Source organism: Tepidimonas sp. HKU77 (assembly GCF_049728535.1).
In the GTDB taxonomy this organism is placed as follows: Bacteria; Pseudomonadota; Gammaproteobacteria; order Burkholderiales; family Burkholderiaceae_C; genus Tepidimonas.
Window position 1 is genome coordinate 2,659,147 of sequence record NZ_CP187300.1, and the last position, 15,419, is coordinate 2,674,565.

General features: G+C 64.9%; 13 protein-coding genes, 1 tRNA gene and 1 pseudogene. 14 read left to right on the forward strand and 1 reads right to left on the reverse strand.

Annotated elements, in window-relative coordinates:
- Positions 1–17: 17 nt before the first annotated feature.
- The 8 genes from iscU to ACPP3B_RS12925 all read left to right on the forward strand — a co-directional run bounded on the left by iscU (position 18) and on the right by ACPP3B_RS12925 (position 5,471).
- Positions 18–410, forward strand: coding sequence for a Fe-S cluster assembly scaffold IscU (gene iscU, locus ACPP3B_RS12890; RefSeq protein ID WP_299018363.1), 393 nt, complete (start codon positions 18–20; stop codon positions 408–410).
- An 80-nt stretch (positions 411–490) separates the two neighbouring features.
- Positions 491–814, forward strand: coding sequence for an iron-sulfur cluster assembly protein IscA (gene iscA, locus ACPP3B_RS12895; protein WP_299018366.1), 324 nt, complete (start codon positions 491–493; stop codon positions 812–814).
- The gene (gene hscB, locus ACPP3B_RS12900) at positions 807–1,334 is read left to right on the forward strand and encodes a Fe-S protein assembly co-chaperone HscB (RefSeq protein ID WP_299018368.1); all 528 of its coding nucleotides are present in this window, start codon (positions 807–809) and stop codon (positions 1,332–1,334) included. The genes iscA and hscB overlap by 8 nt, the downstream gene beginning before the upstream one ends.
- Positions 1,335–1,361: 27 nt before the next feature.
- A complete protein-coding gene (gene hscA / locus ACPP3B_RS12905) occupies positions 1,362–3,257 on the forward strand; it encodes a Fe-S protein assembly chaperone HscA (RefSeq protein ID WP_424859248.1) in 1,896 nt (631 codons plus the stop codon).
- Positions 3,258–3,596: an ISC system 2Fe-2S type ferredoxin gene (fdx, locus tag ACPP3B_RS12910; protein ID WP_299018372.1), complete on the forward strand. Its 339-nt coding sequence runs from the start codon at positions 3,258–3,260 to the stop codon at positions 3,594–3,596.
- A 14-nt stretch (positions 3,597–3,610) separates the two neighbouring features.
- Positions 3,611–4,339: a DNA polymerase III subunit epsilon gene (dnaQ, locus tag ACPP3B_RS12915; RefSeq protein ID WP_299018374.1), complete on the forward strand. Its 729-nt coding sequence runs from the start codon at positions 3,611–3,613 to the stop codon at positions 4,337–4,339.
- 38 nt (positions 4,340–4,377) lie between these two features.
- Positions 4,378–4,452 (forward strand) — tRNA-Val (locus tag ACPP3B_RS12920).
- Between the two features lie 152 nt (positions 4,453–4,604).
- Positions 4,605–5,471: an AMP-binding protein gene (locus tag ACPP3B_RS12925; RefSeq protein WP_424859249.1), complete on the forward strand. Its 867-nt coding sequence runs from the start codon at positions 4,605–4,607 to the stop codon at positions 5,469–5,471.
- A 5-nt stretch (positions 5,472–5,476) separates the two neighbouring features.
- Here ACPP3B_RS12925 and ACPP3B_RS12930 read toward each other — a convergent pair.
- A protein-coding gene (locus tag ACPP3B_RS12930) for an IS3 family transposase (RefSeq protein WP_424859250.1) occupies positions 5,477–6,648 on the reverse strand; the annotation gives its coding sequence in 2 pieces (ribosomal slippage) (positions 5,477–6,393 and positions 6,393–6,648; 1,173 coding nt in all).
- Positions 6,649–6,699: 51 nt separating this feature from the next.
- Here ACPP3B_RS12930 and ACPP3B_RS12935 point away from each other — a divergent pair.
- The 6 genes and pseudogenes from ACPP3B_RS12935 to lpdA form a co-directional block, all read left to right on the forward strand.
- Positions 6,700–7,791 (forward strand): annotated as a pseudogene (locus ACPP3B_RS12935) (AMP-binding protein); the annotation flags it as partial.
- Between the two features lie 168 nt (positions 7,792–7,959).
- Entirely contained in the window at positions 7,960–8,925 is a 966-nt protein-coding gene (locus ACPP3B_RS12940; protein ID WP_424859251.1) for an IS481 family transposase, read from the forward strand.
- Between the two features lie 218 nt (positions 8,926–9,143).
- Positions 9,144–9,515, forward strand: coding sequence for an ArsR/SmtB family transcription factor (locus tag ACPP3B_RS12945; protein ID WP_424859252.1), 372 nt, complete (start codon positions 9,144–9,146; stop codon positions 9,513–9,515).
- Between the two features lie 199 nt (positions 9,516–9,714).
- Positions 9,715–12,597, forward strand: coding sequence for a 2-oxoglutarate dehydrogenase E1 component (locus ACPP3B_RS12950; RefSeq protein WP_424859253.1), 2,883 nt, complete (start codon positions 9,715–9,717; stop codon positions 12,595–12,597).
- A gap of 91 nt (positions 12,598–12,688) precedes the next feature.
- Entirely contained in the window at positions 12,689–13,972 is a 1,284-nt protein-coding gene (odhB, locus tag ACPP3B_RS12955) for a 2-oxoglutarate dehydrogenase complex dihydrolipoyllysine-residue succinyltransferase (RefSeq protein ID WP_424859254.1), read from the forward strand.
- A gap of 19 nt (positions 13,973–13,991) precedes the next feature.
- Positions 13,992–15,419 (forward strand): dihydrolipoyl dehydrogenase, encoded by a 1,428-nt coding sequence (gene lpdA / locus ACPP3B_RS12960; protein ID WP_424859255.1) that lies wholly within the window; start codon positions 13,992–13,994, stop codon positions 15,417–15,419.

The following is a 15,419-nucleotide window of genomic DNA, read 5'->3' on the forward strand; positions in this document are numbered from 1 at the left end:
CTCCAGGAGAACACACCATGGCATACAGCGACAAGGTCATCGACCACTACGAACACCCGCGCAACGTCGGTAGCTTCGACAAGAGCGACGACAACGTCGGCACCGGCATGGTGGGCGCGCCCGCCTGCGGTGACGTGATGAAGCTGCAGATCAAGGTCAATCCCGAAACGGGCGTCATCGAGGACGCGCGCTTCAAGACCTATGGCTGCGGCTCGGCCATCGCTTCCAGCTCGCTCGTGACCGAATGGGTCAAGGGCAAGACGCTGGACGAGGCGGTGCAAATCAAGAACAGCCAGATCGCCGAGGAGCTGGCATTGCCGCCGGTGAAGATACACTGTTCGATCCTGGCCGAAGACGCCATCAAGGCGGCGGTCGAGGATTACAAGAAGAAGCACGCCACCACCGCCTGAGCGCGCTTGCCAAACGCCGGGCGTGCCGCGGCGCGCTCTGGCAGCGTTTTTTTCGACCGCATCGAATACCCCATCACGACATGGCCGTCACCATTACCGAAGCCGCCGCGCGGCACGTCTCCAAATACTTGGCCCGTCGGGGCAAAGGGGTGGGCGTGCGCCTGGGGGTCAAGACCACGGGCTGCTCCGGCTTGGCCTACAAGCTGGAGTATGCCGACGACATCTCGCCCGAGGACGTGGTGTTCGAGGCGCACGGGGTCAAGATCCTGGTCGATCCCAAGAGCCTGCCGTACCTCGATGGCACCGAGCTCGATTTCGTGCGCGAGGGGCTCAACGAGGGATTCAAGTTCAACAACCCGAACGAGCGGGATCGCTGTGGCTGTGGCGAGTCGTTCCGTGTCTGAGGCCGCGCCGTCGCTGCACGACGACGACTTCGCACTGTTCGGGCTGCCGCGGCGCTTTGCGCTGGATCGCGCCCAGATCGACGAGCGCTGGAAACAGCTGCAGCGGCTGGCGCACCCGGATCGTTTTGCCCACCAGGCTGCTGCCGCACAGCGCATCGCCATGCAGTGGTCGGTGCGCATCAACGAGGCGTATCAGCGTCTGCGCGACCCCTTGCGGCGTGCCGCCTATTGGTGCGAATTGCAGGGCGTGCCCGTCGATGCCGAGTCCAACACCGCGATGCCGGCGGACTTTCTGATGCAGCAAATGCAATGGCGCGAGGCGCTCGACGAAGCGCAAACGCCAGCGCAGCTCCACCGCTTGCTGCAGGAGGTCGAAGACGAACGCGCGCGGCGTCTGGCCCTGCTGGCCGAAGCCATCGATCAGCGTGGCGATGCACGCGCAGCCGTCAGCCAGGTGCGTGCGCTCATGTTCATCGAGCGGTTTGCCGATGCGCTGCAGGCGCGCTTGGAGTCGGCCTGATGGACGCCGCACCACCGGAATACACCCATGGCTTTATTGCAAATTTCCGAACCGGGCGCGTCGCCCGACCCGCACCAGCGGCGCATTGCCGTCGGTATCGACTTGGGCACCACCCACTCGCTCGTGGCCGCGGTGCGCCACGGCGTGGCCGAATGCCTCCCCGATGCGCAGGGCAGGGTATTGCTGCCGAGCGTTGTCCGCTACCTGCCAGCGGGCAGCCAGCCGTCGCGCCAGATCGGGTACGAAGCGCTGGCGGCCCAGGTCGATGATCCGGCCAACACCATCAGCTCGGTCAAGCGGCTGATGGGGCGCTCGCTGGCCGACCTGCAGGCTCAGGGTGTTGCCGCGCGTCTGCCGTACACGTTGGCCGATGGGCCCGGCGGCATCGTGGTGCGTACCGTCGCCGGCGACAAGACGCCGGTGGAAATCAGCGCGGAGATCTTGGCGACCTTGCGCCAGCGCGCCGAAGACACCTTTGACGCCGACCTGTACGGCGCGGTCATCACCGTGCCGGCGTATTTCGACGATGCTCAGCGCCAGGCCACCAAAGACGCGGCGCGGCTGGCGGGCCTGAACGTGCTGCGCCTGCTCAACGAGCCGACGGCCGCCGCCATCGCCTATGGCCTCGACAACGGCTCCGAGGGACTGTACCTGGTCTATGACCTAGGCGGCGGCACGTTCGACGTGTCGCTGCTGCGCCTGACCCGCGGCGTGTTCGAGGTCGTGGCCACGGGCGGCGACTCGGCCCTGGGCGGCGACGATTACGACCGCGCCCTGGCCGACTGGGCACTGCAGCAGATCGAGCCGGGCAAGGCCCTGGCGGCACTGCCCGCCGGGCAGCGCGCGGCGCTGCTGGCCGAGGCCCGGCGCGCCAAAGAAGCCCTGAGCGCCTGCGCCCAAGGTGAGCGCGTGACCTTGTTGGTGCCCCGTGGGGCTGCCGCGCAGACACTGGCGCTGGGGATGACCGAGTTCGCCGATCTGACCCGTTCGTTGACCGAGCGAACCATGGCGGCCGTGCGCCGCGTCTTGCGCGATGCGCGTGTTGCCCCCGACGAGGTGCAGGGCGTCGTCATGGTGGGGGGCTCGACCCGCATGCCGGTCGTGCGGCAGGCGGTCGCGCAGTTTTTTGGACGCGAGCCCCTGATCGATTTGAACCCCGACGAAGTGGTGGCCATCGGCGCGGCCATCCAGGCCAACCAGCTCGCCGGCAACGACCCGAACGGCGAGCTGCTGCTGCTCGACGTCATCCCGCTGTCGCTGGGCATCGAGACGATGGGCGGGCTGGTCGAGCGCATCGTGCCGCGCAACACGCCGATCCCCACAGCCCGAGCGCAAAATTTCACCACCTACCGCGATGGCCAGACGGCGCTGGCGCTGCATGTGGTGCAAGGCGAGCGTGATCTGGCGCAGGACTGCCGCAGCCTGGCCCGCTTCGAGCTGCGCGGCATCCCGCCGATGGCTGCGGGCGCGGCGCGCATCCGCGTGACGTTTACCGTGGACGCTGACGGTCTGCTGACCGTCAGCGCCCGCGAGCTCACCTCGGGTGTGGAAGCGCACATCGACGTCAAGCCGTCGTACGGCCTCAGCGAAGACCAGATCGCCCGTATGTTGCAAGACAGCTTCGCCACCGCCGAGCAGGACATGCAGACACGCGCGCTGATCGAAGCCCGGGTCGAGGCGGAACGGATGCTCGAGGCCACCCGCAGCGCGCTCGCCGCCGATGGCGATTTGTTGGACGAAGGCGAACGCCAAGCGATCGAGGGCTTGCTGCAAGCCGTCGAGTCGGCCCGCTCCGGCACGGATGCGGGAGCGATCGAGGCCGCCACCAAAGCCTTGGCCAAAGGCACGGAAGACTTCGCTGCCCGTCGCATGAACCGCAGCATCGCCCAGGCCCTGGCGGGCCGGCATGTGGAGAATCTTTGAATGCCCGTCATCACCGTCTTGCCCCATCCCGAGTGCTGCCCGCAGGGCGCCGCCGTCAAGGCGCCCACTGGCACCTCCATTTGTGAGGCGCTGCTCGACAACGACATCCCCATCGAGCATGCGTGCGAGATGAGCTGCGCCTGCACCACCTGCCACGTCGTGGTGCGCCAGGGCTACGAATCCCTCAACGAGCCCAGCGAAGAGGAAGAGGACATGCTCGACAAGGCGTGGGGGCTGGAGCCCCACTCGCGCCTGAGCTGTCAGGCACGCCTGGGCACGCAGGACGTCACGATCGAGATCCCGCGCTACTCCATCAACCACGCCCGCGAGCGGCACTGACCTTGGTGTGACCCATGCGCCAGATCGTGCTCGATACCGAAACGACCGGCCTGTCGCCGCAGGACGGCGACCGCATCATCGAGATCGGCTGCGTCGAGCTGGTCAACCGCCAGCTCACCGGGAACAACCGGCACTTCTACCTCAACCCGGAGCGCGACATCCACGAGGACGCGCTGCGCGTGCACGGCATCACGCTCGAGTTTTTGGCCGACAAGCCACGCTTTGCCGACATCGCGGCCGAGCTGGCCGACTATCTGCAGGGCGCCGAGCTGATCATTCACAACGCCCCGTTCGACCTCGGCTTTCTGGACGCGGAATTCGGCCGCCTGGGGCTCGGGCCGACGCGCCGCCTGGTGCGCGGGGTCATCGACACCCTGGTCATGGCCAAGGAGATGTGGCCGGGCAAACGCAACGGGCTCGATGCCCTGTGCGACCGCCTGGGCGTGGACAATTCCGGCCGTCAGCTGCATGGCGCGCTGCTCGACGCCGAGCTGCTGGCCGACGTGTACATCTACATGACGCGCGGGCAGGAGTCACTTGTCATCGAGGTGCCGATGCCCGGGGCGGGTGGCGATGCGCTGGCACGCCGCGACCTGTCCACCTTTGCCCTGCCGGTGCTGCGCGCCAGCGATGCGGAGTGTGCCGAGCACGAGGCGGTGCTGACTGCGCTGGACAAAGAGTCGAAGGGCCGCACGGTGTGGCGTCGCCTGGAGCCCGCCGCCCAACCGGCCGCGGGTGGCTGAAAAAGTCGGCTATAATCACGCCTATCGACATAACGACCGGGTGATTAGCTCAGCGGTAGAGCACTGCCTTCACACGGCAGGGGTCGTAGGTTCAAACCCTGCATCACCCACCAACCCCATCTCGAAAGCCAGCCTATGTGCTGGCTTTTTTCATGGTGTCCGGCTGGCCCGTGTGGGGCGGCCGCATCCACTCCGTGCGTCAGTCCCGTGCAAGGCGCAGCGCCATAATGGTGCACGATTGACAACGCCAAGCGAGGAGACCCCCATGGCCGAGCGCTATGCCGATTTTTATCGTCGTTCGATCGATGACCGGGATGCTTTTTGGGCCGAGCAGGCCCGCCTCATCGACTGGCACCAGCCTTGGTCGCGCGTGTGCAACACCGACCATCCGCCGTTCGTGCGTTGGTTCGAGGGCGGGCTGACCAATCTGTGTCACAACGCGGTGGATCGGCACGTCGCCACCCGCGGTGACCAAAACGCGCTCATCTACGTCTCCACCGAAACCAACACCGAGCGTGTCTATACCTACCGCGAGCTGCAAACCGAGGTGCAGCGCATGGCGGCGATTTTGCAATCGCTGGGGGTGGCCAAGGGTGACCGGGTCTTGATCTACATGCCGATGATCCCGGAAGCGGCGTTTGCGATGCTGGCTTGCGTGCGCATCGGTGCCATCCACTCCGTGGTGTTCGGCGGCTTTGCCAGCCACAGCCTGGCCACGCGCATCGACGACGCGATGCCCAAGGTCATCGTGAGCGCCGATGCCGGCATGCGCGCCGGCAAGGTGGTGCCGTACAAGCACCTGCTCGACGAGGCGATACGCCTGTCGCGCCACCAGCCCGAGCGCGTCTTGATGGTCAACCGGGGGCTGGCGGCGCTGGATCCGGTGGCCGGCCGCGACGTGGACTACGCCGCGCTGCGCGAGCAGCACCGGGATGCGCAGGTGCCTTGTGAGTGGGTGGACAGCACGCACCCCAGCTACATCCTCTACACCAGTGGCACGACGGGCAAGCCCAAGGGCGTGCAGCGGGACACGGGCGGCTACGCGGTGGCGCTGGCCGCCTCCATGCGCCACATCTACATGGCCAATCCCGGGGAGATGACCTTGCCCGCGAGTTCCGGATCCCATAGCTGAGACCGTTACGCAGCCTGCCTTTTCTGGGCGGCAAGCCAAGCCCGTTCGAATTGCATCGGACTGACATAGCCCAACGACGAATGAAGCCGCCGGTGGTTGTAGAACGTCAGCCAGTCGACGATCTCGTCCATGGCGTCGCGCCGGGTCTTGAAGCGTTTGCCGTGCAGCCTGCCCACCTTGAGCGAGCCCCACAGGCTTTCCGTGGGCGCATTGTCCCAGCAGTTCCCCTTGCGACTCATCGAGCTGCGCATGCCGTAGCCGGTCAGCGCCTTCTGGAAGTCGGCACTGCAGTATTGGCTGCCGCGATCGCTGTGGCATATCAGTCCCGGCGGCGGATGGCGGCGGAACCAGGCCATGTGCAACGCGTCAATCACCAGCTCGCGCCGCATGTGCGGCTGCATCGACCAGCCCACGACCTGGCGGCTGAACAGGTCGATGATCACCGCCAGGTACAGCCAGCCCTCGTCGGTGGCCACATACGTGATGTCGCTCGTCCACACGGCGTTCGGCGTGGCCGGCTTGAACTGCCGATCCACAAGGTTCGGCGCCACCGGCAGCTTGTGGTTGCTGTCGGTCGTAGCCTTGAACTTGCGCTTGCCTCGGGCGCGGATGCCGTGCAGGCTCATGAGCTTGCGAACGCGCTCCTTACCCACCCGAATGCCGCGTGCCAGCAGTTCCTTCCAGATCCGCGGCCAGCCGTACTCGCCACGCGTTTCGGCATGGATCGCTCGGATATGAACCAGCAGAGCATCGTTGCTGATCCCACGTCGTGGTCGTGCCTGGCGCACACGGTGGTCGTGGTACCCACTGGGGCTCACCCCCAGAACTGCGCACGCCACCGACACGGGCCAGCGCTTGCGGTTACGCTCGATCCAGGCGTACTTCACCCCCGCTCCTTCGCGAAGTACGCCGTCGCTTTTCCCAGGATGTCGCGCTCCATCTTGACCCGCGCCAGCTCCGCGCGCAGCCTGGCGATCTCCATCTGCTCTGGGCTCACCGGCTTGCTTCCAGCCCCCGCCAGACGACCGTCTCGGTCCGCACGGATCCAGTTGTGCAGCGTCTGTTGCGCAATGCCCAGGATCTTCGCCGTCGCCGCCATGCTCTGGCCAGCCTTGACCAGCCTGACCGCTTCCAGCTTGAACTCCAGCGTGTAGCGCGCTCTCGTTGCCTTCGTCACTTCCGTTCTCCTTGCCTGTATTCAACCACTCAGCAAGGGATCCGGTTTCCAGGGGCAAGGTCAGAGACGTATTTCTCCACCAGCGACATCGGCTGGGTCGTCGGGCACAGCTACATCATCTATGGGCCGCTGATCAATGGCATGGCCACCATCATGTACGAGGGCACGCCCATCCGGCCCGATGCCGGCATCTGGTGGCGGCTGGTGCAGGACTACCGCGTCTCGATCATGTTTACCGCGCCGACGGCCGCGCGTGTGCTCAAAAAACAGGACCCGGCTTACCTGACACGCTACGACCTGAGCAGCCTGCGCGCCTTGTTCCTGGCGGGTGAACCGCTGGACGAGCCGACGGCCACCTGGATGGCGCAGGCGATCGGCAAACCCGTCATCGACAACTACTGGCAAACCGAGACCGGCTGGCCGATCCTGGCCATCTGCAACGGCGTCGAGCCCGCTCCCACCAAATTCGGCTCGCCGGGGAAAGCGGTCTATGGCTACGACGTGCGTTTGATCGACGAAAACACCGGCGAAGAGATCTCCGAGCCCGACCGCAAGGGCGTGATCGCGGTGCAGTACCCGCTACCGCCGGGCTGCCTACAGACGGTCTGGGGGGACGATGCGCGCTACGTCAAGACGTATTGGTCCAGCATTCCGGGGCGCCAGATGTACAGCACCTTTGACTGGGGGGTGCGTGACGCGGATGGTTACTACTACATCCTGGGCCGCACCGACGATGTGATCAACGTCGCGGGGCATCGCCTGGGCACGCGCGAGATCGAGGAGAGCATCTCCAGCCACCCCGCCGTCGCCGAGGTGGCCGTCGTTGGGGTGGCCGATGCGCTCAAGGGTCAGGTGGCCATGGCGTTTGCCGTGCTCAAGGACCCGACGCTGGCCGCGACCGAGGCCGACGCGCTGCGGCTCGAGGGCGAGATCATGAAGGTGGTGGACGAACAGCTCGGGGCAGTGGCGCGGCCGGCTCGTGTGCGCTTCGTCCCCCTGTTGCCCAAGACACGCAGCGGCAAGCTGCTGCGGCGGGCCATCCAGGCGGTGTGTGAGGGACGTGACCCCGGCGACCTGACCACGTTGGATGATCCCAGCGCCCTGCAGCAGATTCGTGACCTGGTTCAGACGCCAAACACCTGAAAGAGGGCCGGAGTCGGCTGGTTCAGAACCAGCGGCCGCTGAGACGAGGCGTGCCCGCTTGCCTAAGTGTAGGGTTCCGGACGATTGCATAGATCCTTCGCGTCGTGCACTCTTCGTTAGTCGCGCAGTGATGCGAGAGCTGATCGACAACCTCCGGAGCGCTCAACCATGATTATTCGCCTACACAAAAACGCCACCACAACCCCCGCCACCCGCGCCTACATCCAGTCCTCGTCCTTGTCGGTTGCGGCCTTGGCAGCCGAGTTGGGCGTATCCGAAGACACCATCCGCCGCTGGAAGCGTCGGGACTTTGTGGAAGATCGCCCGCATACCGCGCATCGTTTGCAGACGACGCTCACCCCGGCGCAGGAGCTTTTGGTGGTGGAGCTGCGCAAGACCCTCCAGCTACCCCTTGACGATCTGCTGGTGGTCACACGGGAGTTCATCAACCCCCGGGCCTCACGTTCTGGGCTGTATCGTCTGCTCAAGCGCCATGGCCTATCCCAACTGCCCAGTGAAGCCAAGGATGCGCCTGCTTCCAAGCCATTCAAGACCTACATGCCGGGCTACCTGCACATCGACGTCAAGTACCTGCCGCAGATGCCCGACGAACATCAGAGGCGTTATCTCTTCGTCGCCATTGACCGCGCCACCCGTTGGGTCTTCATCCAGATTAAGCCAAACAAGACCGCAGCCGCGGCCAGAAGCTTCCTGAAGGCCTTGCACAAGACCTGCCCGGTCAGAATCACGCACATCCTCACCGACAACGGCAAGGAGTTCACGGATCGCCTCTTCGCCTCAGGCGCGCGCGCACCGTCCGGGAAGCACGAGTTCGATCAGCTCTGCCAGGCCCTTGGCATCGAGCATCGCCTCACCAAGCCCAGACACCCTCAGACCAATGGCATGGTCGAACGCTTCAACGGCCGTATTGCCGAGGTCCTTGCCACCCATCACTTCAACAGCGCCGAGGACCTCGAGACTACCTTGACCCGTTATGTTTGGCTGTACAACCATCATTTACCCCAGAAGGCAATCGGACACATAACACCTCTGGAGGCCTTGAAAAAGTGGTACGCTCAACGCCCCGATCTTTTCATCTTCAAACCACGTAATCGTCCGGGACCTGACACCTAAGGTCTACCACGGCCATTGGGACGCGCATAGGTCATATGCCGGTTTTATCGTGCGTCCAGTAGAAGATAGCTGAATCGCGTGACGCGGGGCGATGTACCGGCGCGTGCGGCCCTGGTCTTTCACGGTGACTTCCACAGTGCACGTGTGCCTGGTCTGATGTTGTTGGTGTTTGTGCGATTCGTGGGTATGATCGAAACGATCCGACCTGTTGCTTCAAGATGCAAACATCGACTGATACCGACGCCATCGTCGACAAAAACCGGGTTTTCGAGCTAGCGGCCGAGCTTTTCGGGATCTTGGCCACGCCGACCCGGCTGCGCATCCTCAACGCCCTGTGCGACAAGGAGAAGTCGGTGTCGGAGCTATTGGCCGAAATCGACACGACGCAGCCCAACCTGTCGCAGCACCTCAATCTGCTGTACCGCGCGGGCGTCTTGGCCAAGCGCAAAGAGGGCACCCAGGTCTACTACCGGGTTCAGAGCGAGCAGGCAGTTGCCCTGTGTCGCACCGTCTGCACGCAGATCGCGATCGAGCTCGATGAGCCGGGGGGTGTGCCGGCCGAGCAGCGGCTGTCACCGCGGCGAACTTGACGATTGCGATACCCGCTGGAGCCGTTGGCGGCGGGAAAAGTTGTCTTTTTTTTGACAGGCCCGCGAGCTTTGGTGGCACAATGCGGCCTGCACAGTTCCTTCCAGTGTCACTGTCGCGTCCGCCAACCGGTTCAGCCGTGTCGCGGAAGGTTGTTCCAACCAGCAAGTCTCCTGCAGGGAGACGGAGGTCAGCGATTCCATGAGCGAGACGACGAGCGTCTACCAGGCCTTCAATGGCAACTCGTACCTCTTTGGCGGCAACGCGCCGTACGTGGAGGAGATGTACGAGAAATACCTCACCGACCCTACCAGCGTGCCCGAATCGTGGCGCGATTACTTCGATGCGCTGCAGCACGTGCCGGCGGTCGATGGCAGCGACGCTCGCGACATCCCGCACATGCCGGTGATCGCGGCGTTTGCCGAGATGGCCAAGCAGGGCGTCGTGCAGCCCGTGGCGGCCCAGGGGGCGGATTCCGACATCGCGCGCAAGCGGGTGGCTACCCAGCAGTTGATCGCGGCCTACCGCAACATCGGCGTGCGCTGGGCCAACCTCGATCCGCTCAAGCGCTCCGAGCGCCCCGAGATCCCCGAGCTCGAACCCTCGTTCTACGGCTTCACCGACGCCGACCTCGAAACCACATTCAACGTCTCCAATACCTACTTTGGCAAGGAGACGATGTCGCTGCGCGAGCTGCTCAACGCGCTGCGCGAGACGTACTGCGGCACGATCGGCGCCGAGTACATGTACATCACCGACATGGCGCAAAAGCGCTGGTGGCAGGAAAAGCTCGAGCGCATCCGCAGCAAGCCCAACTTCACCGCCGAACAAAAGAAGCACATCCTGGAAAACCTCACCAAGGCGGAAGGGTTGGAGCGCTACTTGCACACCAAGTACGTCGGGCAAAAGCGCTTCTCACTCGAAGGGGGCGAGAGCTTCATTGCCTCCATGGATGAGCTCATTCAGCAGGCGGGCGCTGCCGGCGTGCAGGAGGTCGTGATCGGCATGGCCCACCGCGGGCGCCTCAACGTCCTGGTCAACGTCATGGGCAAGATGCCCAAGGACTTGTTTGCCGAGTTCGAACACAAGGCGCCCGAAGACCTGCCGGCCGGTGACGTCAAGTACCACCAGGGTTTCAGTTCCGACGTCTCCACACCTGGCGGCCCGGTGCACCTGAGCCTGGCGTTCAACCCGTCGCACCTCGAGATCGTCAACCCCGTGGTCGAGGGATCGGCCCGCGCGCGTATGGACCGGCGCGGCGACAAGCGCGGCGACCAAGTGCTGCCGGTACTCGTGCACGGCGACGCCGCGTTTGCCGGTCAGGGTGTGGTGATGGAGACGCTGGCACTGGCGCAAACGCGCGGCTACTACACCGGCGGCACGGTGCACATCGTCATCAACAACCAGATCGGCTTTACCACTTCGGACCCGCGCGACAGCCGCTCGACGCTGTACTGCACCGACGTCGTCAAGATGATCGAAGCCCCGGTGCTGCACGTCAACGGTGACGATCCGGAGGCCGTGGTGTTGGCGACGCAACTGGCGATCGAATACCGCCAGACGTTCCGCAAGGACGTCGTCATCGACATCGTGTGCTTCCGCAAGCTGGGCCACAACGAGCAAGACACGCCGTCGCTGACCCAGCCGCTGATGTACAAAAAGATCGCGCAGCACCCCGGCACACGCAAGCTCTACGGCGACAAGCTGGTGGCGCAGGGCATCCTGCCGCCGGAAGGGCCGGACGAAATGGTCAAGGCGTACCGTGCCATGCTGGATGAAGGGCGCCGTACCGTGGATCCGGTGCTGACCAACTACAAGAGCAAATACGCGGTGGACTGGACGCCGTTCCTTGGCAAGAAGTGGACCGACGCGGCCGACACTGCCATCCCGTTGTCGGAGTGGAAACGCCTGGCCGAGCGCATTACCACGGTACCGGACAACATCACGCCGCATCAGCTCGTCAAGAAGGTGCTGGCCGACCGCGCCGCCATGGGACGCGGCGAGATCCCCGTCGACTGGGGCATGGGCGAGCATATGGCGTTTGCCTCCCTGGTCGCCAGTGGCTACGGCGTGCGGCTGTCGGGTGAGGACTGCGGCCGCGGTACGTTCACGCACCGCCATGCGGTCATCCACGACCAGAATCGCGAGAAGTGGGACGAAGGGACCTACATCCCGCTGCAAAACGTCGCCGACAACCAGGCACCGTTCGTCGTCATCGACTCCATCCTGTCCGAGGAAGCGGTGCTCGGGTTCGAATACGGCTATGCGTCCAACGACCCGAACACGCTGGTGATTTGGGAGGCGCAGTTCGGTGACTTCGCCAACGGGGCGCAGGTCGTCATCGACCAGTTCATCGCCTCGGGCGAGGTCAAATGGGGCCGCGTCAACGGCATCACACTGTTCCTGCCGCACGGCTATGAAGGACAGGGGCCCGAGCACAGCTCGGCGCGCATCGAGCGCTTCATGCAGCTGGCTGCCGACACCAATATGCAGATCGTGCAGCCCACCACAGCCAGCCAGATTTTCCACGTGCTGCGCCGGCAAATGGTGCGCAACCTGCGCAAGCCGCTCATCGTCTTCACACCCAAGTCGCTGCTGCGGCACAAGGACGCGGCGTCGCCGTTGTCCGAGTTCACCAAGGGGGGCTTCCAGACCGTCATCCCCGAGCAAAACGCCGACGTGATCAAAAACGCGCAGCGTGTCAAGCGCGTCATCGTCTGCTCGGGCAAGGTGTACTACGACCTGACCAAAAAACGCGAAGAAAAGGGGGCCGACGACGTCGCCATCGTGCGCATCGAGCAGCTCTACCCGTTCCCCCATCGGGCCTTTGCCGCCGAGCTCAAGCGCTTCCCCAACGCCACCGACATCGTGTGGTGCCAGGACGAGCCGCAAAACCAGGGGCCGTGGTTTTTCGTGCAGCACAACATCCACGAAAACATGCTCGACGGCCAGCGCCTGGGCTACGCGGGCCGCGCCGCATCGGCGTCGCCGGCGGTGGGCTACGCGCACCTGCACCAGGAGCAACAAAAGGCATTGGTCGAAGCCGCCTTCGGCCGACTCAAGGGCTTCATCCTGACCAAGTGAGACGTCACGGCGCAATGGCGCGCCCGAGCCGTCGTGGGTGCGCCGGTCCTGTCATCCCCCTTTTCAAGCATTGATCGAGGAAGAACACACCATGGCCATCGTTGATGTGAAAGTGCCGCAGCTGTCGGAGTCGGTTGCGGAGGCCACCCTGTTGCAGTGGAAGAAAAAGGTCGGCGACCTCGTGGCTGCCGACGAGATCCTGATCGAAATCGAGACCGACAAGGTCGTACTGGAAGTGCCGGCGCCCGCTGCCGGTGTGCTGGCCGAAATCGTGGTCGGTGACGGCGGCACGGTCGTGTCGGAGCAAGTGATCGCCCGCGTCGATACCGAGGGCAAGGCAGCCGCCGCGGCACCGGCGGCCGCGCCCGCCGCGACACCGGCCCCGAGCGCAGCGCAGGCGCCGGCTGCCGCCGCGCCTGCCGCGGAGGGCGGTCGTATGGTCGGGGTGGCGATGCCTGCTGCCGCCAAGTTGATGGCCGACCATGGCCTGGCACCGGGCTCTGTGGCCGGCACCGGCAAGGATGGTCGCGTCACCAAGGGTGACGTGCTGGCGGCGGTGGCGGCGCCCAAGCCCGCCGCGGCGGCGGCCCCGGCGGCCGCCATCCCCACGGGGGCGCCCACTCGTGTGCTGCCCCCCGTCAGCGCGCCGGTTGGCTTGCCCGCCGATCTGGCCAACCGGCCCGAACAGCGCGTGCCCATGACGCGTCTGCGCGCCCGCATCGCCGAGCGCCTGCTGCAGTCGCAGGCCACCAACGCCATCCTGACCACCTTCAACGAGGTCAACATGGCGCCGGTCATGGAGCTGCGCAAGAAGTACCAGGAGCGCTTCGAAAAAGAACACGGCGTCAAGCTCGGCTTCATGAGCTTTTTTGTCAAGGCCGCGGTGCACGCGCTCAAGAAGTTCCCCATCCTCAACGCCAGCGTGGACGGCAACGACATCGTCTACCACGGCTACTTCGACATCGGCATCGCGGTGGGTTCGCCGCGCGGTCTGGTCGTGCCCATCCTGCGCAATGCCGACCAGTTGAGCTTTGCCGAGATCGAGAAAAAGATCGCCGACTTTGGCAAGCGCGCGGCAGAAGGCAAGCTGGGCATCGAGGAGATGACCGGCGGGACGTTCTCTATCTCGAACGGCGGTGTGTTCGGCTCCATGTTGTCCACGCCCATCATCAACCCGCCGCAGTCGGCCATCCTGGGCGTGCACGCGACCAAGGAGCGCCCTGTGGTCGAAAATGGCCAGATCGTGATCCGTCCGATCAACTATCTGGCCATGTCGTACGACCACCGCATCATCGACGGGCGCGAGGCCGTGCTGGGCTTGGTGGCAATGAAGGAAGCGCTGGAAGACCCCGCGCGCCTGCTGTTCAACATTTGACGCGACGGAGCAGTGACACATGGCACACGCATTTGACGTCGTCGTCATCGGCGCCGGCCCCGGCGGCTATATCGCCGCCATCCGCGCGGCGCAGCTCGGCTTCAAAGTGGCTTGCATCGACGAATGGAAAAACGCCGCCGGCGGCCCCGCCCCGGGCGGCACTTGTACCAACGTTGGCTGCATCCCTTCCAAGGCACTGCTGCAGTCGTCCGAGCACTTCGAGCACGCGCAGCTCCACTTCGCCGAGCACGGCATCAGTACCGGCCCCGTCAAGATCGACGTGGCCAAGATGATCGCGCGCAAGGATGCGGTCGTGAAGCAAAACAACGACGGCATCCTCTACCTGTTCAAGAAGAACAAGGTTACGTTCTTCCATGGGCGCGGCTCGTTCGTGCGGGCAGTGGAGGGCGGCTACGAAATCGCCGTCAGCGGTGAGCAGACCGAGACTCTGGTGGGCAAGCACGTCGTCGTTGCCACCGGCTCCAGCGCCCGGGCGCTGCCTGGCGTGCCGTTCGATGAGGACAAGATCCTGTCCAACGACGGCGCGCTGCGCCTGGGTGCGGTACCCAAAAAGTTGGCGATCATCGGCTCGGGTGTGATCGGGCTGGAGATGGGCTCGGTCTGGCGCCGCCTGGGGGCTGAGGTCACCATTCTGGAGGGAATGCCCACCTTCCTGGCCGCGGTCGACGAACAGATTGCCAAGGAGGCCAAGAAGGCGTTCGATAAACAGGGCCTCAAGATCGAGCTGGGCGTCAAGGTCGGCGAGGTCAAGACGACCCGCAAGGGGGTCAGCATCGCCTACACCAACGCCAAGGCCGAGGCGGTGACGCTGGAGGCCGACAAGCTCATCGTCTCCATCGGCCGCGTGCCCCATACGGCAGGGCTCAATGCCGAGGCCGTGGGTCTGAAGCTCGACGAGCGCGGCGCCATCGTGGTGGACGGCGAGTGCCGCACCCACCTGCCTGGCGTGTGGGCCGTGGGCGACGTGGTGCGCGGCCCCATGCTGGCGCACAAGGCCGAGGAGGAGGGCGTGGCCGTGGCCGAGCGCATCGCGGGTCAGCACCCCCACGTCAATTTCAACACCATTCCGTGGGTCATCTATACCAGCCCCGAGATTGCCTGGGTGGGACAGACCGAGCAGCAGCTCAAGGCCGCCGGGCGCGCGTACAAGGCGGGTACGTTCCCTTTCCTGGCCAATGGCCGCGCGCGCGCGTTGGGTGACACCACCGGCATGGTCAAGGTGCTGGCCGATGCCACCACGGACGAGATCCTGGGCGTGCACATCGTGGGGCCGATGGCCTCCGAACTGATCGCCGAAGCCGTGGTGGCGATGGAGTTTCGCGCCAGTGCCGAGGATATCGGCCGCATTTGCCACGCCCACCCCTCGCTGTCCGAGGCCACCAAAGAAGCCGCCTTGGCCGTGGACAAGCGCACGCTCAATTTCTGA